Genomic DNA, 24367 nt, shown 5'->3' on the forward strand with positions numbered 1-24367 from the left:
GCAGCTGAACTGAGCGAGCCAATACCCGGAGCGCCGCGCCGCATGACGCGGTTTGGTTCGCTGGTCACTGGACTATTGCTGCTTAGATATGGCCTTTTTTCGTTGCTCAAGGCAGGCCGCCTTGGTTTCTTGGTAGCGGACAAGTAACACGCCAACGTGTTGGGTGAAGTCGCGGTACGCGTGGGTGCTCAACGTTGTCAAACGTTTGAGCGAGGCCATTGTTTTTCTGCTGGCATACTTAATGGCGTTGAGTATCCAAGAGGGTGGACGGACCACGTCGTCTTTGACCATCGCCCTTGAAGCGTTGGCCAATTTCCCTCCAGCCAGAATCGCTACGAGGAGGAAACCGAAATAACGTAAATTGTGTCCCCGTTCAATATCGTGGATACGTCGGTCGGATTTTCCCATGGAGGCGTGGAACTGTTGAATTGCCCTCGCATAGTCGGGTGGTGGAAAAGCCAGCGGCGTGTCAGCGTCCTGGATTGACAAGGCCGCGTCCATGGGAACTTTTTGGCATTGTTCCGGCTGTTGGCCTTGAGCGCAGGCCCAGTTGTTCAGCGCCCCAATCTGCAGCTCCAACACGGGATCGCTTGCGAGCGTAGTAGTCCAGCCGGGCGGCTCGATCTTGGCGCGCACATTGCTTTTCATGTCGAGGTAGCTGAGCACGCCCCACTTCAACTCCGGGGCCAGTGCGCACAAGGCAGGAGAAAGCTCCGCGGTCTCTGGCAGAGCGCACAAGACCTCGAGACGTTTTTCCGCCGTGCGAAACAGTTGCAGTGTATGGACCATGCGGTCGTCGGCGTTCGCCAAGTCAGTCTTATAGGAAGAAAGGCCAGAGTCCACCACGAAGTACAGGGCGGTGATCAGTCCAAGGGTGTACCAGATGTGGTCATAGGCGTTCTTAAAGGTTGTTTTTCCCCAGAGCGAACTAAGCAGCAGGATGGCGGACCAGCCGCCGACCAGGCATATGAGCAGATTGGCCGCCGCCGATTCCATGCTGCCGGGGAAACCTTCGTCGAAACGAAATACGTCCGGCCCCATTCCGAGAATATCCGGCATACAGCCGAGCATGCTCAGCAGGCCGGGGAGCGACCACAAGATCAAACCAGCATAGCCGACCCATTTGTTCAGGTAGAAGCAGGCGCGTATGTTCAGCAGGAACACGACGACGAGGACACCGGTGAGGATGAGGGCCAAGTTGGCAACACCCATCCGCGGATTAAGGTTCATAGGATAGAAGATGGTGTCACCGACCTGCATCGGCGGAGTGTTCAGGTATTTGAACAGGCTCAGGCCCTCGAGGTTTTGCGCCACCCCCCATGAGGCCAGATGACAAAGCGTTAGATATGGTTGGAAGAACTGGAGAAGCATCAGCGGTCGGTGGTGTTCATCAAGCGAAATACTCTTACGAGCAACTAGCCGTGCCTAAAATGTAAGTAAGAAAAATGGTGGTTGCTGCCATTAGGTGTTAGGCGAATAGGTACTCTCGCCGCCAAGAGCAGACATTCCCGCGCCTTGTCCACACGTTTCCTTCATCGCTGTGACTGCAAGCCAGGACCCCTGCATCCAACCGGTCAAGCCTTCGTTGCCTTCTCCGTAGCTTCCACCAAGCTTTTCAAGAACCTGATGGCCTTCTCCAGTTCGTCCTTGCGTATGAGGTGGGCCGCAGGTACACCGGCGTTCGGAGCTTTTGAGCGATGCACCGCCTCGCCACGCTTCTTGATCAGCGCATCGAGCTCCAGGCGGGCGCGGGTGCTGTCGTAGTTGTTCCACTGCCAGCCGGCCACAACATCGATGCCCAGAAAGTCGTAGAACAACCTGCAGGTCTTCTCGGCGTTAGGATTGTTGAACTGCTTGAGCGTCATCTGTAGATGCCGCAGCACGAATTTATTTTGGAAGCTGTCGTTACCCTCGCCAAGCCGTTGCTGCACGGCTTCCTGCACACGGTCTTCAACATAGGTCTCCCATGCAGTGCAAGCCATGATGAGCCCTGCCCGCTTCAACACTTCTGCATTCGCAGGAGGGGGAAGAACGTTGATGGCGTTGAAGTGATCAAGCAGTTCCACCGCATCCTTGATGGAACTGTCAAATGTCTCTCTGGCTGTTGGCATGTGGAACTCTCTTAGATGGCCCGCTTTAAATCGCGGTTACTATTTATAACAATAGTCCCAAGACGTATTTATAGGGAGGAGCAGTTCCATGCAGAAGACGACTACGGCAGCGGAGCTTTTCCAGCACCTAAATGTAGAAAAGGCTGCGTTCTACCGCTCCATCATGGACGTCTTCGCGGCAGCTAAACGGCAGTACCGGCTCCAATTGCGTCCTGATGAGGTGCTGGCGGAGGCTGATTGGCCCACCCCTTCTCCTCGCATCGAGGAAGTCAACGGTGCGTTGGCTCAGTTGGCCGCCTGGGGCAATCTGGAATCGCAACCCGACACCGCGCGCGTGTCGTCGCTAAGTGACTTCTATCGTGCGCGGTTTCTCTATCGCCTGTCCCATGGCGGTGAAGCCGCGGAAGCCGGTTTGTCCGTCTTTTTTCAAACCTTGCGGCGCCGAGCCCAACTGCAAACCGTCGCATTGGAGGATATCGCTAGCGGTCTTCTGTCACTGCGGCACCTCGTCGACGAATCGGCCTCGGCTGACGGAGCGGATGTCGCCAAGATGCACGAGATCTTGCGAGACCTGGTTCGCGTGTTTGAGGACTTGGCCGAAAACGCCCAAGCATTTATGGCAGGTGTGGCGCGCAGCCTAGAGCTCCAGCAGGCCGAGGCCAATATGGTCATCGCCTACAAACGGCGACTGATCGACTACCTGGAGCGCTTCATGAGCGACCTGGTGCGCCGCTCGGACGGCATCGCCCAACTCATTGAATACCTTTCGCCGCGTATGGACGCCGTCTTTCTTCAGATCGCCGCGCGCGAGGCGCGAGACACGGCGCCTGGCGATGCGCAAAACCGAACAGACGAAGAGATGCGTCGCTGGCGCGCATGGCGAGAACGGTGGAAAGGACTTCGAGGTTGGTTCCTGGCGACAGGCGCCGAACCGCCCCAGGCTGAACTGCTGCGTGCGCGAGCCCGTGCTGCCATTCCACAGTTGCTGGGCGCGATCGCCGCCATGAATGAACGGCGCAGCGGGCGCAGCGATCGCTCGGCGGATTTCCGAACATTGGCCCAATGGTTTGCCGCCTGCGAGACCGAAGGACAGGCGCACCGTCTGGCGCGTGCTGCCTTTGCGCTCCAGCCAGCACGGCATTTCTCGCTCAACCCGCAAGCGGAAGAGGATCTACCACCCAGCACCTCCTGGGCGGAGGCGCCACCGTTGCAGATCAGCCCGCGCCTGCGCGAGTATGGCGAAGCGGCACCGCGCGGTGCGCTGTCACGCGTGCGTGATCGTAGCGTCGAACGTGCACTGATGGCGCAGCAGCTAGCCGAGGAATCACGCCAGGTCGATGCGGCGCGCCAACGGCTGGCCATCGGTCGCGCCACTCGGCTGTCTGAACTGGGCGATTTGGATACGCACGCATTCGGACTGTTCCTGAGCTTGCTCGGCGAGGCTTTGGCGGAACAGTCAAGTCCTGAGCAGAGTGTCGAGCGTCAAACCGGGGATGGACTGCTGCAGATCCGCATGGAACCGTTGGAGGGCGATAGCCAAGCCCAGATTCGCACGCCAGCGGGCATCTTCTCGGGCAGAGACCACCTACTCACGATCGCCTTTACGCAGGCGCCGATATGAGTACGCGCCCCCTACCCCGCCAAGACAACCAGCGCCTGGGAGAACTCCAAAAGGCGCAGCAGCAAGACGAGTTCAGTCGCAGCGTTCGAGCGCTTCTGATGCGCCCATTGATGGCGCCTGGTAACGAGGACTTCCCAGCCGTCCGGCGCCAAGCTGAACGACTACGCGACTGGTTTGCGCGGGAAGCCGGCTGGCCCCTGCATGTCGAGCGCGAGGGTGCCCGACTGTTCAAACGTCCGGCGAACCTGGCCGACGACACCCGAGGTCTGCCGGCCTACGACAAGCGCCGTTATGTCCTGCTCTGCCTGGCCTGCGCTGTGCTCGAACGGGCCGATCCGCAGATCACGTTGCAGTTGCTGGGCGAGCGCGTGGTGCAGTGGGCAGCGGAGGCCACCTTAACTTCACGCGGGTTCGAGTTCGCATTGCGCAGTTCTGCGGATCGCCGGGATCTCGTCGCCGTCTGCAGGACTCTGCTGGAACACGGTGTGCTGCAACGCGTGGCGGGGGATGAGGAAAGCTTCATTCACGACCACCGCGCGGCCCAGCACGATGCGCTCTACGACGTGCAACGCCGCATGTTGGCCGGCATGCTCGCGGCCGTGCGTGGACCGTCCACGTGGCGGCAGGAAGACATGCCCGTCGATTTCGAAGACAGGCTGCGGTCATTGGCGGTTGAGCATGCGGTCGATGGCGAACAAGGACGCCGAGATACCCTGCGCCACCACCTCGCACGCCGGCTGTTGGATGACCCGGTGATCTACACGGCCTCCCTGGGCGCTGACACACAGGCCTATTTCGTCAACCAGCGTGGTGCCATGGCGGGACGGCTTTGCGACGCTACTGGCTTGGTCGCCGAGCAACGCGCCGAAGGGCTGGCACTGACCGACGAATCCGGGCAACTGACCGACATCTCGATGCCTGCGGAAGGTACCGAGGCCCATGCCACGTTGCTGGTCGCGGAACACCTCGCTCAGCGTTTACGCGATGCGCAAGCTTCTCCAGTCACCACGGACGATGCGATCGCCGCGTTCTTGCGGGGCGCGATGGACCGGTATGGCCGCTATTGGCGCAAATCGGCGCGCGAGCCCGGCGCCGAGAAGGAACTGGCCAGCATCGCGCTGGGCAGGCTGAACAAACTTCAACTCATCGCACATCAGAACGGCCAGATCCGCCCACTGGCGGCGATAGCTCGATTCGCCATCGGTGAAACTCAGATCCACCCGCCTGCCACACAGTCCGTGCGCAAGGGCTCAGCAGATACGCTCTTCGACGCATGACAGACGCACTCTTTGATTCGCCCTCATCGTTGCGCCCAGCGCTGCCAGAACCGTTGCGTGAGCGCTGGCAACCTCTTAGGCTCGGCCTGGTTGAGCTATTCCACTACGACAGCGAAGAGTTCTGGTTCAGAGATGGCCATTTGCTTCTGCGTGGCAACAACGGCACAGGCAAATCAAAGGTGCTCTCGCTGACCTTGCCGTTTCTTTTCGATGCGAATCTGAGGCCCTCGCGGATCGAACCAGATGGCGATAACGGCAAGAAGATGGCTTGGAACCTGCTGATGAGCGGCTATCAACGCCGCATCGGCTATACCTGGATCGAGTTCGGTCGCCGAATGGCGGACGGCACGCACCGCTACCTCACGCTGGGGGCAGGTCTGTCCGCAGCCACGGGCAAGACGCAGGTGGAGAGCTGGTTCTTCATCCTCGAAGGGGCTGCGGCAGGCGAAGACCCCCGCATCGGCCAAGACATCTGGTTGACCAGCGAACAGCGCGTGGTTCTCACCCGAGAACGTCTGCGCGATACGGTTGAAGCACAGGGGCGGGGCAAGATCTTCGAAAACGCCCACAGCTATCGGCGAGGGGTCGACGAACGCTTGTTCCAACTGGGTACAAAGCGCTATGAAGCGCTAATGGATACCTTGATTCAGTTGCGCCAGCCCCAGTTGTCGAAGAAGCCCGACGAAGCGGGCTTGTCCCATGCGCTCACCGAGGCGCTCCCGCCGTTGCCGACGGAGTTGCTCGGCGACGTCGCCGAAGCACTGAACCAGTTGGAAGAAGATCGCATCCAGCTGGACGAAACACGCCAACTGGAACGCGCCGTTCAGCATTTCGAGCAGCGGTACCGGACATACGCGGGCACGCTGACGCGCCGACAAGCGAGAGAGCTGCGACAGGCTCAGACCGGTTTTGACAACGCCAGTGAGGACCGCAGCAAGGCGAGTGCGGCACTGATGACCGCTCAAGCCGACGAGGCCCAAGCCATCACCGATCACGAGGATGCGAAGCGGCGTCTGATTGCTGCCCGGGAACGACTGGAAACGCTCCAAAGCGATCCTGCCAATCAGGACGCCAACCGCCTGAGCCAGGCCGAGAAGGATGCGTCGGAGCGGCAAGAGGAAGCGAAGACAACCCTCCGGCAACGTGACAGTGCGCGGCAAGCCCTGAGTCGTGAAGAAGAACGCAGTCGTCGCTCGAACCAGCGCTTTGAGGCGGCAAAGCAGGAACTACTGGCCGCCCGGGCACGGTGCGCTTCGGAAGCTGCGCTGGCCGGCACGGACGCTGCGCTCGTGGACAACCCGCTCGCTGCGCTGGCGCTGGAGGATCTGGCACAGTTTCCGATCGCGCAGATCGCAGTTGCGGCAGCTCTGCTGCGGGACGCTGCGAGCAAACGGCGCGAGAGCATCCGCCATCTCGAACAACGTCACGTCGCCGCAGCGAACAAGCAAACGGCGCTACAGACAGCGCAATCCACGCAACGCGATCTGCAGGCAGAACTGGAAGAACTGGCTGAATCTCGTGCCATTGCCGATCAGGAAGCAGAGAGTGCAGGCAACGAATTGGCAAACGCATGGTCCGCCCATTGCGCCCGCCTCGTGCAGCTTCGCTTCGACGTCGTGGAGCCACTGGAACAGCTCGCCACATGGGTTGCCTTGCCCGAAGGTCCCAACCCGATCTATGCGGTTTTGACGGAGGCCTATCGGCAGGCCGCCCTGCGGCACGCGGGTAAGCAGCTCACATTGGAAAACCGAGGGGGCGATCTGAAGCAGGAACGCGCGGAGCTCGCCGAGGAGAGAGATCGGCTGGCGGCCGGCCACGATGCGGCACCGCCGCCGCCGGCCACGCGCATGCCGGGTGTCCGGGATGAGCGAGCTGGCGCACCACTCTGGCAACTGGTCGACTTTCTGCCCCATGTGGAGACGGAAGAACGCGCCGGGCTGGAAGCGGCGCTCGAAGCCTCGGGCCTGCTCGATGCATGGCTCTCGCCCGATGGAGTCTTGACGCACGCTGACGGCACGCCGCTGCTGGACAACGTATGGGTGCAACGGTCTTTTGTGACTACCGACAGCCTGGCCAAAGTGCTTCAGGCGGTCGTGCCCGACGACAGCAGTGTTACATCGGATCTCGTGGCTGATATCCTCGTGACGGTCGCATGCGGCTCGAACGATTCCGGCGAGGCCGAATCGTGGATTGGAACCGACGGTCGATACCGCCTCGGCGCATTGGCGGGAGCTTGGAGAAAACCCGAGGCCGTCTACATCGGCCACACCGCCCGGGCGCGCGCGCGGCAGCGCCGCCTTGAAGAGATCGCCACGCGGCTCCTGGCAATCGACGAGGAAGATGCACGGCTGGTGCAAGAGATCGAAGACTTGGCGGCAGCCCGCCGCAGCGCGGAACGTGAATGGAGCGAAGCGCCTTCGGATAGTCCGCTTCACAAGGCAATCCAGGCGGCTGCCAGCGCAGCACGCGACGTCCTGCAGGCCGGCAAGCGCCTTGATGTCGCCGATAGCCAATGCAGAACCGCAGAGTCAGAACTACAGGCAGCACGCGACGCCGTGGAACGCGACGCCGCTGACCTTCAATTGCCGAGCGCACTCGACGACTTGTCGCCCGTGTCGGATGCACTGGACCGGTTCGCCGATGCCCATCAGCAAGTAACGCAGGCCGCGCGTGAATGGTGCAGCGCCGGACCTGATCATCTCCAACAGCAAGAACGGGAGGAAGAAGCGCGCGGCGCTGTGATGGAACGGGAAGAAGAGTTGGCCAGTGCCGACGAGCGGGCAGAGAAGGCCAAGACGCGCTACGACGTCCTCCAAAGCTCCGTCGGCGCGAAAGTCGAATCCCTCCGCCTGCAGCTCACTGCCGCGGCGAACGAAGTGAGAGGCGCTGACAGCGCTGAAGACATCAGTCAGACCAAGCTCACGAAAGCCAGCGAAACACGCGCCGTCGCCGGCACACAGGCGGAGGGCGCAGAAAGGCTGTTGGACGATCGCGCCGTCGTTCGCGCCCAAGCCATTCAGCGGCTCCAGCACTTCGCTGACAGCAGTCTGCTGGCTTCCGCGCTACCGGATTTTCCGATCCCAGATCAAGCTGCTCCCTGGACCATCGACCCCGCGCTGAATCTGGCAAGACGGGCAGAGCAAGCACTTGCCCAGGTACCGGACGATGACACCGCCTGGGGACGCATCCAGCGTCAAGTGGCTGAAGACCTGACCGAGTTGCAGCGTGCGCTGAGCGCATTGGGCCACCAGGCCACCTCCGAGCCCAACGACTGGGGCTTCTCGGTACACGTCATGTATCAGAACCGGCCTGAGCGCCCCGACTCCCTGGCCGCCCGACTGGCCGATGACATCGCCCAGCGCACCGAGTTGCTTTCCGCCAAGGAGCGAGAAGTCCTGGAGAACCACTTGCAAGCCGAGATCGCTGCTGAAATCCAGCGCCTCATGCGAACTGCGGATAAGCAGGTAAACGCTATCAATGAGGAACTTCACAAGCGCCCGACTTCCACGGGTGTGCGCTATCGGCTTCAATGGCAACCGCTGACCGCCGAAGAAGGGGCGCCGGCTGGATTGAACATTGCGCGCGAGCGTTTGCTCAACAGCAGTTCCGATATGTGGTCGACGGAAGACCGGCGAGTCGTGGGCGTCATGCTCCAGGAACAGATCGCCATGGAGCGCGCACGGTCGGATGCCGATACTGCTGGCCCCGGCGGGAGCCTTATGGACCAATTGACCCGCGCACTGGACTACCGTCGTTGGCATCGCTTCCGTGTGGAGCGTCAGCACCAACAGGGTGATCCGTGGCGCAAACTGTCCGGACCTGCCTCCAGTGGCGAACGGGCACTTGGTCTGACGGTCCCTCTTTTCGCGGCGATTTCCAGCTTCTACGGACGGGGTGGCAGTCCGTATGCGCCCCGCTTGATGTTGCTCGACGAAGCCTTCGCGGGCATCGATGACGCAGCGCGTGCTCACTGCATGGGGCTGATCCACGAGTTCGATCTCGATTTCGTCATTACCAGCGAGCGAGAATGGGCATGCTACGCGGAGCTGCCCGGCGTTTCCATCTGTCAACTGCAGCGGCGCGAAGGGATGGATGCGGTGTTCGTGTCCCGCTGGCTCTGGGACGGTCGAGCGAAACGACGCGAAGAAGACCCGGACCGGCGCTTTCCCACGCCCTTGCAGCCATGACGATGACCTCTGACATCGATCCAAAGTTGAAACGCCGGCTCGGTGGATCCGAGCTCAGTGCCTTGCGCCGTCGCTTGAGGCGGCACTTCGAGCGCCATGGTGACAATCCTGACAAAAGGGTTCTTCAGCTCACGGGCCTCAGCCCCACCGAGCATGAAGCCCTGGCGTTGATCGTCGGTCTCCCGTCTCGCTTTACCCCATCCGTTCGCATCGATATCGCTCAGTTCGATGCCGCTTTGCGCAATGCGCAGATTTCAGGGTCGCTGCGCGAGGCACTGGAGCGCATCGACGGACCTCTGATCCATCGGACCGCAGCCAAAGAAGAACTGCGCGCACGCTGGGCCGTGGCCCTCAACACCTCGACGTCGCATTTGGCACTCAGCGCCTGGCTGCAGACAACCTCCGCGCCCAGCCTGATCAAGCGCATGGCCCGACAAGATCCCGACACAGCGATCAAACTGCTGAAGCAGGTCGATGCGGTTTTGCAGCATCTGCCGGCGGCGGGTTTGACACGCGCTCAGCTGGCGGCCGACGTGCTCGGCAACGCGCATGCTCTCGACGGCGGTCAGCCGACGGCCACCTTGGTATTGGCTGTCTTGCGGCACAGCGTCAACGATGCCGCGCGGGAGCATGACCCACCAGACGCCGCCACGGACGCGGAGAACATCAACCGTCCCGCAGAGCGTGCGCGGGAGACGTGGGCACAGGCGGGTATCCTGGTCAATGAACTAGCCCGCCCTGTCCTGTTTCTGAACTTACCGGTCGATCGCGGATCCTTTCCACCTGCGGCGCTGGGGGAGCCAGGATACCTGTCGCTGCGCCAGTTGCTGCGAACGCAAATCGCGTGGTCTGTGGCTGACCAGGCCGTCTATGTCTGCGAAAACCCCAACATCGTGTCCATCGCGGCAGACAACTTGGGCTGCGCCTGCGCGCCACTTGTCTGCACGGATGGAATGCCTGCAGCCGCCCAGAGGGTGTTGCTGACGCAACTCGCCAACGCCGGTGCAAAGCTGCTTTATCACGGTGATTTCGACTGGGCTGGCATTCATATCGCCAACTACGTCATGCGGTTGTGCACAGCTACACCGTGGCGGTTTCAGTCAGACGACTACCGTCAAGCCTTCGGGTCATGCCCACAGAAAGAGCGGGATATCTCGGACATCACCGTGACGGCTTCTTGGGATCCAAGCCTGGGTGCCATCATGCAGTTGCATGGACTGGCGATCCCGGAGGAAGCTGTTGCATCCCTTCTGATTGACGATCTAAAGTCTTCGGGGAAGCCATTGCCTGAGGGCCATGCAACTAGCGAGAACGGCAGCTGTGTTGACGTCAACTGCAGAATGACCAAACCGCCAGTAATTTAATGACAACCCCGAGCACACGTAGAACGAAGCTGGGTGTGCCTTTCCCGATAGATAAGATCTATCAGTTCGGCATTGGCACAAGCGCGCTGAACTGGTCAATCCAAGGTCGGCTGTAACAGGCCAGTGTCTGGAAGGGTGTGCTGGTCTAATTCCCCCGGACACCTCGATAGGTGGAATCCACCTGGACGAGGAATATGACCAAGAAACAAAGACGGACATTCAATGCGGAGTTCAAGCTGCAAGTCGTGCAGATGATTCGCGAACAAGGCTTGAGCGTGATTGAGGTCTGCCGCGACCTGAAGCTGGGAGAGACAGCCGTAAGGCGCTGGCTGACGCAAGCCGATGAAGAGGCTGCAGGCCGCCCCGGCATCGGCAAACCGCTCACCGCCGAGCAGCAACGCATCCGCCAGTTGGAGGCCGAGAACAAGCAGCTGCGCGGCGACGTAGATATCCTAAAAAAAGCGTCGGCCTTCTTTGCCCGCGAGCTTCGATGAGCTACCAGCTCGTCGACCAGTTGCACAAGAAGGCCATCACCGTTGAGCGGCTATGCCATGTGCTGGGCGTCAGCCGTTCAGGCTACTACGGTGCCCGTCAGCGCGCCAAGCTCGCGCCCAAGGCCTGCCTGGTCAGCACGCAGCTGAAGGCCGAGTTCGCCGCCAGCGGCAAGGTCTATGGCAGCCGTCGCCTGGGTGCGGTGCTGCGTGCCCAGGGGCTGCATATCGGGCGTTACCGAGTGCGGCGTTTGATGCGTGAGCACAGACTGCGGGCCGTGTGGCGGCGCAAGTTCGTCCACACCACCGACAGCGGTCATGCGCTGCCAGTCTCAGGCAACGTGCTGGCGCGGCGCTTCAACCCGAGCGGCCCCAACCAGGCCTGGGTGAGCGACATCACCTACATCCGCACGCGCAGCGGCTGGCTGTATCTGGCGGTGGTGCTGGACCTGTATGCGCGCAAAGTCGTGGGCTGGGCGATGGCGCCGACCATGCATGCGGAGTTGGTGTGCTCGGCACTGCAGTTGGCCATCGCGCAGCGCCAACCTGCACCTGGGTTGATTGTTCATTCCGACCGGGGCAGCCAGTACGCCAGTGCGCTGCATCAGGCACTACTGGCGCGTCACGGCCTCGTCGGCAGCATGAGCCGCAAGGGCAACTGCTGGGACAACGCGGTGATGGAACGTTTCTTCCTCAGCCTCAAGACGGAGCGGGTCTAGCAGCGCGACTACGCCAACCACACCGAGGCAATGACAGACATCGCTGACTACATCGTGGGCTTCTACAACAGCGTACGGCTGCATTCCAAACTGGGTAACTTGCCACCCAATGCCTTCGAGCAGCAATCGGCAATCAAACTACCTATCGTTGTGTCCGAAAAAACTTGACCAGCACAGGGTTCCACCCTTGTCGTTAGGGCCTCAATATGGTTAAGGGCGTCGGTAAGCTCGCTGCGCGCATGCTCCCCCATCCTGACAACCCAGTCTTTGCGCTCCTTGTCGGTCAGTAGAGAGACAGGGATGTTCTTGAAGAAAGGGCCCCGCGCGCTGCCGGAGCTGGCTCGCTGGCTTGGCTTGCATCGTCTCATCTCTGTGTAAGCCACCACTGACCTAAAGCTTTTCGGAGCCATTCGCCAGTGCCAACCAGATACTCTCCCGCATCCTCATGGTGAATACAAAATTCTTGAAATGCATTCAAGATTTTAAGCTCTACAACGGCATGAAATTGGTAGGAGCCGTATCAATGGCATACGCTACTACAGCACTGCTTGGAATGTGCCTATGAAAGACCACCTCAGCCTCAGCCTCGTGAAACTCACGAAGTGGGAAGAACCATTTCACACAGTCAATTCCGCCTCGAGGCTCAATTTTGTAAACAAAGCCCTGCGGAACGTTCCTCTTTAATTTCTGACTCTGCGCAAATTCAACAGCGATGTCCAGCAGTTTGCTGCAGCTCACGTAACAGCTTGCACCTGTGGTGCGCTTGTGCTCCAAGATGGCGGTTGAACTCATCGATGCAGTAAAACCCTCAGCTTTAACGACGTTCGGGGGAAGCACACATCCTCGATACACGTACTGGACGTCTGCTGGGTAGCTATTTGGCGCAGGCACATTCTGATTTAGCGCAAGTACTGCCCCGATAATGGCGGTCTTTTCTGGAGGATTGGCCGCCACTACCGCATTGATAAGAGTACGAGCTTCGGCATCGGTGCATGGTGGAACCGTTGGAAAGACCGTCTTAAATTGGGCAAAGTCTCCAGCCTGCGCAAGTTGCGTTAGCAATTGAATGCTCATGCGATTTCACTCCCTTGTCATTGTTTGGTACGGATAGGCTCTCGTAGAGTCAGCGCAGAACTTGAATGTTCGAAGCCTTTTCAGGCGGCGCAGGACTTTATTATCGGGCACCACCTTGTCCGTCGCGGAAGGTCATAGCCTGGGTCGCCCAAATATGGTGGAGATGTTCCATCCGATGTATGCGCGTCAACGCCGCTTGAGTCTTGAAAAATCGCACCATCATGTATGGTTTCAGCGCGACTCTAGGACTTACGCACGACCTTCCCATGGAGATACGGCCGCGTTGTATGGGCATCCCAGCGCTTCAGAAGCGTGGCCATGAACTCCGTCAAATCCACATTCAATGCACGTAGCCAAGCGTGGAGCTCGACGATATCCACACGCCGGATTCCAGTTTCTGATTTGCTAACGGTGGTCTGCGGCATCCCCAGCGCAAGAGCCAATTCCTCCTGGCTTACACCGAGCTCTTTTCTGGTCTCCCGCAGCAATGCGATGAAGATCTTGTACTGCTCTGAGTGAAACGAATCGGGCATTCTGCGGGTCTCTGAAACCAGCAGAATCAATGCGAAAATCGAATATGCGAAAATCGGTTAAAACCAATTCATTCTCAGTACACGACTATGAAATCACAACTTCGTGGACGCACATTGCGCGTAGGACTTGCTAATGGATGCGAGCAAGCAGCCAAGAAACTCAAAGACCTCGGCTTTACCTCCGAGCGGGCTACGGATGTAGCCGAGGCCGCTATCAAATATGCCGGCGAGGAAACTGCTCAGCTCGTTCGTCAACTGACTCCTAAAAGTGCCTGGCCGGGAGCGGTGGTTATCCGCCGGCACTTGGACGTCCAGCGGGAAGAAACCTGGTTGATGCTGAAGCACGAAGGCGATATGGGTTGGACGCTGGACTCGGCACCGTTTGCTTAGGTAGCAAGCTTCCTCCCCGATTTTCTATTTCTCATCTCGTCTGCAAGGCTATCCATGGGCAATCCAAACGCGGTCATAGGCTCACGTCAGTTCTGGGGTGGCTACCTGGTATTGCTAGTGCCCCTGCTCAACTGGCTGGTGGGCTGTGTCTTCTTCCTTCTGGCTTGCTACCACTGCCTGTCGGGTAAACCGAGACTGGGACGTCTACTGGCATTTGCCATCGGATCCGCGGTGTGGGCGTTTTTCAGCCTGTACATAGGGCTGCTGGAGAAGGGGCAGATGGCTTTGGGCCTGGCCGGTCTTGCGGCCTTTCTGGTTTGGACCTGGATCATGCTGGCCTGGACGTACCGCTGGCCCGAGGATGCGGAAACACGCACCGCTACGGTGGAAGTCAACGGACGGATTGAGAGCTAGGAGCAGCGATGGCGCAAGGGTTTGAAACCAAGATCAAAATCTTGAAGTGGGGCATCTGGAATAACCAGGGCGGCAGGAACGTTGAATCCGTGTGGGGCGACACCGCCCTCAACAATGCAGCGATGTTCCAGCGCATGGCGGAAGCCGTGACGGAAATCAATGCCGAAGGCTGGCAGGTGGTGTCCACCATCCCCTTGGACCAAGGCGCCTACTTCGGTACCGGACTCATGAACCAGCAAGGTGCTGGTGCCGGCACCTGGGGCGGTGGCTATGGCTACGGCAGCAGTGCCACCGCCGGCACGGCCATGGTGCTGCAGCGGCAGATTGAGGATGCTGGGACGCCGGCAGCCGCGGAACGGGCCAAGGAGTACGCGGCCGAGCTGGAGAACAGTGCCAAGGCCTGGAGCATCCGCTACCAGCCTATCGAGAAGAAGATTGCCAAGAGCACTTTCTCCAGTAAGGAGGAGTTCTTCTTTGATGGGAAGGGGTACAGCAGCATGGTGCAGGCAGAGAAAGCACGCTCGGATGCGGCCACAGCGGCAGAGCTTGGAAGTCGGGCACCCGGGTAGCGTGTGTGTTGCCCTCAAACAATATTCACCATGGATTGAATCATGGCTGTTTTGCTTTGAACTATCTAAGTCGTTGATTGTTATGACATTTCAATGTGAATTGGAGAAATCACAATTTACTTTGAAAAGTAGCCAACTGTCTTGAAAACGGTGACAGTCAGAACCGGGAGGTCTTCAATCAAAAATGGAGGTCTGATATGGATACACCAACCCCGCCGACACCGCCGACCAATTTCCTGTCTTGGCTTGACTACGCCGTCGCCACCATGGACGTGCGCGGAGCACGCCTGGAGCGCATCTTTGATGAGGACGAGTCGCCATCACCGTCCCCGGACGATATCCGGGCTGCAGCCCAGGAGGAACTGGACCACCTCAGAAGCAAAGCAGCCATGCCGTGGATCGGTATGCTGGAGAACTGGCAGATGGCACTTTCCAAGCGACTGGGCCGCTCCGTCGAAGACATTCTTGAATACAACCTGCTGGCGGCAGATTTCTCAGATGACGGTGTTCACGTCCAATTCAAGGATGGCACCGATCTGACGTTCCGGCGGGCGTTTTACGTGGGTACAACACCCGCTGAGGGGGCCATTTATCGCGTCGCTGTGTTTACCGAGCATTGCGGGTCCCACGAGTTCTGGATCGGCCCAGGGGACCGGATTTCGGCAACGTCCACATCTGGCGCGCACTACACGCCCTCGGACGAAGATGTGGCATGGGACTCCATGGTGCCAGTCGGTCGTGAATTGGGAAGCCCTGATTTCGACAGACTGATGGACGAAGACGCGAAGAAGTTTGCGTCAGATTTAGCTCGCTGGATCCAGCGTAGCAGCGCCTCCCATGGGGCGCTACAACTGGATGAGGACCAGACATCAGACGCGCGCAATGTTCAGCAGGCCTTGCATGCGCTCGGACAAGACGTCACGGTCGACATCGCCGCTGCGGTGTGGAAGCAATATTCACAATCATTGGCAGCCAGCTGGATGTCAGGTGCGGATACGGTTCAGTCTGCTGCCAGAACCCTGTTTCTACATTGCCCCAGAGATCCGTCGGACCATGAACCCTTGAGTGACGGCTAACCGACCGCCAGAATCGTGAAGCACGTCGAGGGTGTTTATCTTGCGCAGATTCTTGAGAAGGAAGGTAGCGTCACACGAACACGCCCGCCTGCTTACGTTGGATGCCCTGCTCAAGGACGCGCAGTCCTTCGGGATTGCGCAGCATCTGGGCCGGCGTTCTGCCGCCCAGTTGCGGCTGGGTTTGCTGCATCCAATTCCCGAGCCACCCTCCCAGGTCGAAGCTCGGTAGAGCTTCCGGATCGCCGCTTTCGTCGAGCACACCCTGGACGGTTGCTGCTAAGCGCAAAAAACCCATCACCCTATGGCCCGCCACATCGGGCAGTGGCTCGTTCGCCTGTTCCCTGCGCCGGAACGTCCTGGGTGAGATGCCGATCATGTCCATGACAAACGATGCGGGCAGCTGGGTTGCTGCGGCAATCAGGTCAACCACATAGGTTGGAACACCCTCCTCAAGCGCTTCGAACAGGTCAGAGGCTGGCGCGTTCAGCACCTGACCGACGAGGTCGGCAAATATACGGCGCGACGCTGTGATGCTGGGGCGGCCACTGCGTCCACGGGCAATCCTCCAGAAGTTGGAAGGGCGCGCCGTAGCGCCAGTTGTGGTGCCGGCGGCAGAACGAGGGAGGCTGGGCATGGAAATCCAAATGGATGGTGGAGCCAAGTGGCAAGAATAAGCAGGTTGAAATCTCAACGCAACAACATGTATTTTTGGGAGTCCGTTGATCGGCTACAAACTGACGGATACCGAGCGGCCGGGTTCATGAAGACTGCAGGCATGTAGCCTCCGTCTATTCTCGGGCCAGCGCTGCGAACATAGGGTGTCGGCCAACCGGTGTGTCGACCATGCCAGATGATGGGGTTTATGTTTGCTGGCCCTCCAAGCCTGTTGGCACGTTGTGCCCACCGTGCCAATTGCCACTTACCCAGCTCTGCCAATCCGACGCATAGGCCGCCCTCTCGACGCCCTGTACGACCGGGCACTGGGCGCCGTACAAAGTGTCAGAAAACTGGTCCCGCCAGGGCTGCGGGATCTCGTTCAAGTCCACATAGAAGGGGCGTCCTTCTTGGTCGTGCACCGGCACGACTGCAATCAATTCATCGCGGGTCATAGAACATTTCCAGCTCCAGTGGTATCCACTGCCGAATCAGCAATTACCGTGTACGCGTCCATTCTCACTGCAGAGTCCAGCCACCATGCGCCTCCACATATTGTCAGACCTGCATCTGGATCACGCCACGTTTTCCATGCCAGAGGTTGAGAGCGATGTCCTGGTGCTTGCTGGAGACATTCTGTCCCCGGGCCACAGGGCGTCCATCTGGGTGGCCCAGCCTAGCGTATCCACATCGTTCCACAGCAGATCATCAAGGTGGCTAAACCAACAAGGGTTCTGCCGATACGTTCAAGAAGATCCGGCTTAATATCCAAATCCAGTTTCAACCTCACTCTCATTTTCATCCGAGCTCCCATTGTTAATCGAAGCCCCAGCCTAAGGGAAGCTCAGCTGAGGTTTACGTTCCAATACCTCAGAAAAGGATGTTTACATTGGTTTTGGATACGTAAAGGGGGCATATAAAAACTTGGACTACCAAGAGGCAGTTCAAGTATTTGTATGAAGCCCTCCCTCTAAACCATTCGCAGTTCTGTTCAAGACGCGGTAAAACCACCATCCGCAGCCAAGACATGGCCCACGACATACGAAGCCTCATCCGAAGCCAGCCAGACTACCGCTTCGGCGACTTCCTCTGGCTGACCCATGCGACGCAGAGGTAGAGAAGCAGCCACAACCGACATGTCCGCGATACCTGACGCTAACATCATGTCGGTCACTACGCGCCCAGGTGCCACCGCGTTGATGCGGATGCCGCGCGGAGCACACTCCATGGCAGCCGATCGCATCAAGGAAATCACGGCAGCCTTGGAGGCGGAGTACAGCGATAGACCCGGATTGGGATTGCGCAGACCACTGACAGAGGCGTTGATGACGATGCTGCCGGTTCCTTGTGCCGCCATGACTGGTACTTGGTATTTCAAGCATAAGAATACCGAACGTACATTGGCATCGAATACGTTGTCGTAGACGCTACTGTCTTGCGCCTCTATCGGAGCACGTCGCTCCTGAAAACCAGCGTTGTTAAACGCCACATCCAGCGATCCGAACTGATCCACCGTCGTTTGAACAAGCCGCGCCACCTCGTCCTCGCGTGTGACATCCGTTTGCACAAACAGCGATTGCACGCCTAGAGCTTGGCATTCGGCAACCACGGCCTGTCCCTCCTGTTCGCGTCGATTGGCGATCACGACCGCCACCGCTCCCTCGTGCGCCATCCGGATCGCTGTCGCACGTCCAATACCGCTGCCGCCCCCGGTGACCAATCCAACGCGCCCTGCCATGCGGCCACGCCATGCAGGCAAGTCGTATTGCTGCTTGAATGTTGCCATATTAAGGTACTCCATTTTCAATGGCTGCCGACCAATCGGTTGCATGATACAACCATATGGCGACACCAAATAAAATGAAGGATGCGGACGAAAACTTCAACTATGAGGAAGTACGTTCCCCGCCAATCTATAGCTACTCCACAATTTCATCGTTGACTGCATACACGTGGCAATTCGTAAATCCGCGCTTGCGACATTCCTCAACCGCTTCCGCCGCTACCGCCTCATTGGTCCGAGACTTGCGACCTGAAACACTCCCCCAATGTCCCCCGTCGGCAATCGCGAAAGCTTTGGGCGAGGGCTTCTGCTGGTATTCGGCAAATCCTGCAATGGAATTGCCGTGTAGGGGAAGCGATGTGTTGCCGGTTGCTCGCTGTAACTTGCGTGCGATCTGCTGCAAGATGTCTTGTGTCCAGTCGGTGGCCGTAACGTTCAAAAGCATAGCGCGTTTAGACACCACCTCAACCTTGGTTTGATTCTCCCCCTCGGCGGTGATGCGCAGCGCCACTTTCTCTCCCCAGCTGAATGCGGACACACCTTTGGATCCGGCAATGGTGTTCGTTGCTTTGTCTGCACTGCTGACCACGATGTTGAGTGCCGGTAGTGCTTTGAGCGCAGCATCCCATACAGCGTCATACGTGTTGGGATACGTCCGGGCAAGCCCAGAGCCCAGATCAGCCTTGGCCGTTTCCACGGACGCACAGCCTGAGACAAGTACCGCAACTACACATACTGCCCAACTCAAAAAAGACTTCATGCTGATTTACTCCACAACTGCGTAATATTTCGAACGCCCAAACATTTCATTTTTGTTGTCTGCAGCTTCGCTGCTATAGCCTCACTCCGCCACCCCCAGCCGCCCCAATCCCCCCGCACTGGCCACCAAACGCAGCCGCGCCCCGCGCCAATCCGCCAGACACCGTATCCGCTCCTGCTGCGCATCCGACAACGCCGCCTGCGTGCTCAGAATCTCCAGAATATCCGCAGCCCCCTTGTCAAACTTGCGCTGCACTGAAGCCAATGCTGCCTGCGCCGCCTCCAGCAATTGGCGCGAAGCCTCCAGCTCGTCCAGTGCCGACATCGCATCCGCATGAGCTTTGACCAGTTCCATCAGGACCTGGTGCTCCGTATCCAACAGATCGGCCTGCTTCTGCTCCGCCTGCGCCAGGGCACCGCGCACCTTGTAGGTCCGTGCAAACCCTTCGAACAAGGGAATGGTCAAGGTCACTCCCAGCATGCTTTCGCGGGTCCTGGTACTGGGCAGACCTTGGTTGGGCCGGCCGTTCTGGTAGAAGTTGCTGCTCACGTCCAGGGTGGGCCGCCCTTCGGCCCGGGTTGCCAGAACGCGTGCATCTGCCGCCGCCAACTGGGCACGGGCCGCCACAATCGACGGGTGCTGGGCCTGGGCTTGTTCCAGCCAACTGTCCAGGTCCTGGCGCAGACTGTTGTGCATGCCAGGTCCTGACTCCAGCTTTGACTCCAGTTCCTCCGCCAACTCCAGGCGGGTATTGGCTGGCATGGCCTCCACCCCCAGCACATACACCAGCACCGACTGGGCCTTGGCATAGGCGCCCTGGGCCCGGCTTCTGTCCAGAGAGGCCTTGGCCAGTGCCGTACTGGCCTGCAAAGTATCGGACTGGGCCCCGGCCCCCTTGCTCTCGCGGCGCTGGGCGGCTTCCAGTGTCTGGCGGGCCAGGGCTTCATTGGTTTGCCGGGCTATCCAAGTGGCCTGGGCGGTCTGCACATCGAAGTAAGCCTGGATGACACCCGCCAGTGTCTTCTGCAGTACGGCGTCATGGCTGGCTAGCGCCGCATCCAGCAGTGCCCGCGCTGCCAGGGTATTGGCTTGGCGGGTTCCAAAGTCGAACAAGCGCCAGCTAAGGCTGGCATACACCGAATCACCCAGGAGTTTGGCGCCCGGCAGATCCGAATGGGGAATCCAGGTCTTGTCTCGGGTGCGGCTGACACTCATGCTGGCGGTCGGCAAGTAGGCGGCCCGGGCCTCCCCGAGTGCCGCCGACTGCTGTTTGATCGCCGCCCAGGCACTCTGTACCTGCGGGTTGTGGCACAGGGCGGTATCCACCGCCTGGGCCAGACTCAGTGTGGTGGTGGTTGCGATGGTTTTGGTGCTGCTGGTGTTGGTTGCCGCGCTGTTGGCAATGTCCAGCTCTGCACAGGGTATGGGACGGCTGTCTCCGGGCAAGACCGCGCCCGCATCCAGCACGGGTGGGCGCGTGAGCAGCGGGTCGTCCCAGCGTTTACCCAACCGGTCCCATAGCTCTCCAGCCTGCAGCGGTGCGGCCAGCAAACAAAGGAGCACGCCCAGCACCATGGGAGCAGTGGTCCATGTGTCTGTTTGGCCTGTTTTTCCCCTTGTGCCAAGGAATTCATGTGGATTACCGGTTCTATGCCCCATTGGAATACCGTACTTAACGCTCATGCAAGGCCTCACGCTGGTGCTGCACCAGGGGCGACAGGATGTACTCGATCACCCGGCGCGTGCCAGTCTTGATCTCCACGTTCACCGACATACCAGCACCCAAGGCCAGGGCCTTGCCATCCACGTCCATGGACGACTGGTCCAATGCGACCTTGACGGAATAGATCAGGCCTTTTTTCTCATCCTGGATGGCGTCGCGTGAGACGTGGGTCACCCGGCCCGGGATGGTGCCGTACTTGGTGTAGTCGAAGGCATCGATCTTGACCTCGGCGGTTTGGCCTTCCTGTACGAAGCCTACATCCTTGTTTTCCATAAAGGCTTCGACCTCGACCTGGGTGGCACGCGGCACGATCAGCATCAAGGGCTGGGCCGCGGGTACCACACCACCGACGGTGTGCACATTCAGCTGTTGTACCGTGCCGTCTACAGGGGCGGTCAGTCGCAGCAGTTTGCTGTGTTCGCCGGCGCGGCGGGCATCCTGCTTGCTGGAGGCCGCCGTGCGGCTGCCTTCGGTGAGTGCGTCGTGGGCTTCCTTGCGGGTCTGGGCGATCAAGGCGGCACGCTGGTGCTGGGCATCTTGCAGCTGACCTTCCAGGTCGATGCGGGCTTGCTCTTTCTCCAGCCAGGCGTGCTCGGAAACATCGTGGTTCTGGGCCAGGGCCTTGTAGTCATTCGCACGCTGGGTCGCCAAGGGCAGGCCTTGAGCAAAGTGGCTGATATCACCGTCCAGCCGGTTGAGCTTGGCCAGGAAGTCCTGGTACTGGCCGTCGAGTTGGCGCTGGGCGGCTTGCACCTGGTCGGCGGGGAGGTTGGCTAGTGACGGTAGCTGTGGCAGCTGGGGCAGCTGTGGAGCTTGGCGCAGATGGGCGTCCACGGCCTGGACCATGGCTTGTGACCGTGCCACTTGCAGGGTAGACGCCACCGCATCGCCCGAAGCCTTGTCGTGCTCGGCATCGGTAGCAGAGGTATCCAGCTCCACCAGGACGTCACCGGCCTTCACCAACTGGCCTTCCTTGACGTGCACAGCGCGTACGGAGGCCACGTCCACGGAAGCAATGGTCTTGGTATATCCAGAAGGAATGACCTTGCCCGTGGCATTCACGACGATGTCGATGTGGCCCAGGATGGACCACAGCAAGGCCACCACCACGATGGCCATCAGGATGCGTCCTGTCAGGCGTGCCGTAGACGACACCGGCTTCTCTTGCAGGGACAGGGCTGCGGGCAGGAATTCCGCCTCCTGCTCGTTGAGCAAACCGCCGCCCAAGGACTCCCGGATCTTCCAGAAGTGCCGGAAGGTCAGGACGTAGCGTTGGATGAGCTCTTGGTAGGCTCCTATGCGGTGGCCTAGGCTCATACCGTCACCTCGGGAGGGGTGTGGGTGGTCTGGCTGGTAACAGCGTTAGCCACCGCACCCTGCATCGCTGTTGCTGGTGTGGATACTGGCGCTGGGGCAGGATGGGATTCTGGGCTCTGGTTCCCCTGCTGCAAGCGGTACAGGTGGCTGTAGATGCCTTGCGGGTTCTGCAGCAGCTGGGCATGGCTGCCCATCTCGGCGATCTGGCCGCGCTCCATCACGATGATGCGGTTCGCCTCGCGCACGGCCGACAGGCGGTGGGCGATGATGAGCACGGTGCGACCAGCGCAGATGCGGCGCATATTGTCTTGGATGATCTTCTCGGACTCGTAGTCCAGTGCGCTGGTGGCTTCGTCGAAGATCAGGATGCGCGGGTTGCTCAGCAAGGCCCGGGCGATGGCGATACGCTGCCGTTGGCCGCCCGAGAGCCCGGTGCCGTGTTCACCGACCAGGGTGTCGTAACCCTCGGGCAGTTCACAGATGAATTCGTGGGCACCGGCCAGTTTGGCGACCTCGATGATGGCCTCGATCGGCAGGGCCGGGTTGACCAGGGCGATGTTGTCGCGCACCGAGCGGGTGAACAAGGTGTTTTCTTGGAGCACTACGCCGATTTGCTGGCGCAGCGAGGTGGTATCGATGATGGCGATGTCCTGGCCATCCACCAGTACCCGGCCGCGGTCCGGGATATATAGGCGCTGCGCCAGCTTGGTCAAGGTGCTCTTGCCGGAGCCGGAGCGGCCGACAATGCCGATGACCTCACCGGGATGGATTTTGAGCTGTACGCTGCGCAGTACGTCGGGAGCATCGGGGCGGTAACGGAACGATACCTGGTCGAACTCGATGGCCCCAGCAATACGCGGGATGCGGGTCTTTTGCCCTACGACCTCGGTGCGGGCATTGAGGATGTCGCCCAGGCGGCCCATGGAGATGCCAACCTGCTGAAAGTCGTTCCACAGCTGGGCCAGGCGCAGGATGGGGGATGCCACCTGGCCGGACAACATGTTGAAGGCGATCAGCTGGCCCACCGTGAGCTGGTTGTCGATGACCAGGCTGGCACCTAGCCACATGATGGCCGCGGTAACCAGTTTGCTGACCAGGGTGACACCACCACTGGCAACGGTAGCGATGTTGGTGGTGGACAGGCCTGCAGCGACGTAAGAGGCAAGTTGTTTTTCCCACTTCTGTTGCCAGCGGGGTTCGACAGCCATGGCCTTGACGGTGTCGATGCCACTGAGGGTTTCGACCAGGAAGGACTGGTTTTCTGCACTCTTGTTGAACTTGTCGTTCAAGCGCGCCCGCAGGACCGGGGTGAAGACCATGGACAGGCCGACATACAGCGGGATGGAGGCAACGACTACCAGGGTGAGCCAGACGCTGTACCAGAGCATGACGGCCAGGAAGATGAAGGAGAACAGCAGGTCCAGCACCAGGGTGATGGCGTTGCCGGTCAGGAACGAGCGGATGTTCTCCAGCTCACGGATACGGGCTACCGAGTCGCCGACCCGGCGCGCCTGGAAGTAGCTGATGGGCAGGTTCAGCAGGTGTTTGAACAGCCGGGCACCCAGCTCCACGTCCATCTTGCTGCTGGTGTGGGAGAACACGTAGGTGCGGATACCGGTGAGCAGGGCTTCGAAGATGGTGGCGCAGACCAGGCCGATGGCGATGACGTTCAAGGTCTTCATGGCGTGGTTGACCAGGACTTTGTCCATCACCACCTGGAAGAACATGGGGGTGGCCAGGCCGATGAGCTGCAGTACCAGGGAGATCAGCAAGACCTCGCCCAGCAGACGGCGGTATTTGACGACGGCGGGGATGAACCAGGTGAAGTCGAACTTGGCGACTTCTCCGGCGTAACTGGCCTTGGAGGTGAGAAACACCATGTCGCCCGACCACAGGGCCAGGAAGTCGGCCAAGGCCAGGACTTCAGGTGGCTTGCCGGGACGCTGCAGCAGCAGCTTGGGGTTGGCTTTGTCGCTGGTATCGAGTTTGGCGGCGATAAAGTACTGGCCATCGCGGTCGATGGCAATCGCTGGGAGTGCGGCCCGGTCCAGGCGTTCGGCTGGCTGGCGCACCAACTTGGCGGCCAGGCCCAGGGACTTGGCGGCGAGCAACAGGGTTTGCGTGGTGAAGGGTTCCTGACCGAACGCATGCTTGAGCTGGTCCGCATCGGCGGCCACGCCGTGGTAGCTGGCCATCATTAGCAGCGAGAGCAGCGCCGTGTCGGGAGCCACAGGCGCAGAGGCTGCGGCGGACATGGACGCCGCCGAGGCAGGGGAAATCAGGGGATCGGACATTGGAGCTTGG

General features: G+C 59.9%; 19 protein-coding genes and 1 pseudogene. 9 read left to right on the forward strand and 11 right to left on the reverse strand.

Annotated elements, in window-relative coordinates; genetic code table 11:
* Positions 1 to 72 precede the first annotated feature (72 nt).
* Complete coding sequence (locus AC07R0_RS06815; RefSeq protein WP_495098758.1) at positions 73 to 1371, reverse strand: hypothetical protein; 1299 nt, start codon at positions 1369 to 1371, stop codon at positions 73 to 75.
* A 203-nt stretch (positions 1372 to 1574) separates the two neighbouring features.
* A complete protein-coding gene (locus AC07R0_RS06820) occupies positions 1575 to 2111 on the reverse strand; it encodes a HEPN domain-containing protein (protein WP_495098759.1) in 537 nt (178 codons plus the stop codon).
* 88 nt (positions 2112 to 2199) lie between these two features.
* Between AC07R0_RS06820 and AC07R0_RS06825 the strand changes: the two genes are divergently transcribed.
* From AC07R0_RS06825 to AC07R0_RS06845, 5 genes and pseudogenes are all read left to right on the forward strand, one after another.
* Complete coding sequence (locus tag AC07R0_RS06825; protein WP_495098760.1) at positions 2200 to 3732, forward strand: TIGR02677 family protein; 1533 nt, start codon at positions 2200 to 2202, stop codon at positions 3730 to 3732.
* The gene (locus tag AC07R0_RS06830; RefSeq protein ID WP_495098761.1) at positions 3729 to 5009 is read left to right on the forward strand and encodes a TIGR02678 family protein; all 1281 of its coding nucleotides are present in this window, start codon (positions 3729 to 3731) and stop codon (positions 5007 to 5009) included. Before AC07R0_RS06825 ends, AC07R0_RS06830 begins: the two co-directional genes overlap by 4 nt.
* Entirely contained in the window at positions 5006 to 9196 is a 4191-nt protein-coding gene (locus AC07R0_RS06835) for a TIGR02680 family protein (RefSeq protein WP_495098762.1), read from the forward strand. Before AC07R0_RS06830 ends, AC07R0_RS06835 begins: the two co-directional genes overlap by 4 nt.
* Positions 9193 to 10560, forward strand: a complete 1368-nt coding sequence (locus AC07R0_RS06840; protein WP_495098763.1) for a TIGR02679 family protein — start codon at positions 9193 to 9195, stop codon at positions 10558 to 10560. The genes AC07R0_RS06835 and AC07R0_RS06840 overlap by 4 nt, the downstream gene beginning before the upstream one ends.
* A 194-nt stretch (positions 10561 to 10754) precedes the next feature.
* Positions 10755 to 11938: pseudogene (locus AC07R0_RS06845) on the forward strand (IS3 family transposase).
* A 321-nt stretch (positions 11939 to 12259) separates the two neighbouring features.
* Here the strand turns inward: AC07R0_RS06845 and AC07R0_RS06850 are convergent.
* Positions 12260 to 12844, reverse strand: coding sequence for a scabin-related ADP-ribosyltransferase (locus tag AC07R0_RS06850; protein WP_495098764.1), 585 nt, complete (start codon positions 12842 to 12844; stop codon positions 12260 to 12262).
* A 242-nt stretch (positions 12845 to 13086) separates the two neighbouring features.
* Positions 13087 to 13377 (reverse strand): helix-turn-helix domain-containing protein, encoded by a 291-nt coding sequence (locus tag AC07R0_RS06855; RefSeq protein ID WP_495098765.1) that lies wholly within the window; start codon positions 13375 to 13377, stop codon positions 13087 to 13089.
* Between the two features lie 87 nt (positions 13378 to 13464).
* Between AC07R0_RS06855 and AC07R0_RS06860 the strand changes: the two genes are divergently transcribed.
* The 4 genes from AC07R0_RS06860 (at position 13465) to AC07R0_RS06875 (ending at position 15826) form a co-directional block, all read left to right on the forward strand.
* A complete protein-coding gene (locus AC07R0_RS06860) occupies positions 13465 to 13767 on the forward strand; it encodes a hypothetical protein (RefSeq protein ID WP_495098766.1) in 303 nt (100 codons plus the stop codon).
* Between the two features lie 54 nt (positions 13768 to 13821).
* On the forward strand, positions 13822 to 14181 hold the full coding sequence (locus AC07R0_RS06865) for a hypothetical protein (protein ID WP_495098767.1): 360 nt from the start codon (positions 13822 to 13824) through the stop codon (positions 14179 to 14181).
* Between the two features lie 8 nt (positions 14182 to 14189).
* On the forward strand, positions 14190 to 14750 hold the full coding sequence (locus AC07R0_RS06870; RefSeq protein ID WP_495098768.1) for a hypothetical protein: 561 nt from the start codon (positions 14190 to 14192) through the stop codon (positions 14748 to 14750).
* 197 nt (positions 14751 to 14947) lie between these two features.
* Complete coding sequence (locus tag AC07R0_RS06875) at positions 14948 to 15826, forward strand: hypothetical protein (protein ID WP_495098769.1); 879 nt, start codon at positions 14948 to 14950, stop codon at positions 15824 to 15826.
* Positions 15827 to 15896: 70 nt separating this feature from the next.
* Here AC07R0_RS06875 and AC07R0_RS06880 read toward each other — a convergent pair whose 3' ends face one another.
* The 7 genes from AC07R0_RS06880 to AC07R0_RS06910 form a co-directional block, all read right to left on the reverse strand.
* A complete protein-coding gene (locus AC07R0_RS06880; RefSeq protein WP_495098770.1) occupies positions 15897 to 16460 on the reverse strand; it encodes an antitoxin Xre/MbcA/ParS toxin-binding domain-containing protein in 564 nt (187 codons plus the stop codon).
* Positions 16461 to 16686: 226 nt separating this feature from the next.
* On the reverse strand, positions 16687 to 16935 hold the full coding sequence (locus AC07R0_RS06885; protein ID WP_495098771.1) for a hypothetical protein: 249 nt from the start codon (positions 16933 to 16935) through the stop codon (positions 16687 to 16689).
* A gap of 536 nt (positions 16936 to 17471) precedes the next feature.
* A complete protein-coding gene (locus AC07R0_RS06890) occupies positions 17472 to 18311 on the reverse strand; it encodes an SDR family NAD(P)-dependent oxidoreductase (RefSeq protein WP_495098772.1) in 840 nt (279 codons plus the stop codon).
* Positions 18312 to 18399: 88 nt separating this feature from the next.
* Positions 18400 to 19023: a hypothetical protein gene (locus AC07R0_RS06895; protein WP_495098773.1), complete on the reverse strand. Its 624-nt coding sequence runs from the start codon at positions 19021 to 19023 to the stop codon at positions 18400 to 18402.
* A gap of 81 nt (positions 19024 to 19104) precedes the next feature.
* Positions 19105 to 20586 carry a TolC family protein gene (locus AC07R0_RS06900; RefSeq protein WP_495098774.1) on the reverse strand — a complete coding sequence of 494 codons (1482 nt, stop codon included), beginning with the start codon at positions 20584 to 20586 and terminating at the stop codon, positions 19105 to 19107.
* A gap of 109 nt (positions 20587 to 20695) precedes the next feature.
* Positions 20696 to 22063 (reverse strand): HlyD family type I secretion periplasmic adaptor subunit, encoded by a 1368-nt coding sequence (locus AC07R0_RS06905; protein ID WP_495098775.1) that lies wholly within the window; start codon positions 22061 to 22063, stop codon positions 20696 to 20698.
* Positions 22060 to 24318, reverse strand: a complete 2259-nt coding sequence (locus tag AC07R0_RS06910; RefSeq protein ID WP_495098777.1) for a type I secretion system permease/ATPase — start codon at positions 24316 to 24318, stop codon at positions 22060 to 22062. Before AC07R0_RS06910 ends, AC07R0_RS06905 begins: the two co-directional genes overlap by 4 nt.
* Positions 24319 to 24367 lie beyond the last annotated feature (49 nt).

This window comes from Rhodoferax sp. GW821-FHT07F03, from assembly GCF_059418745.1.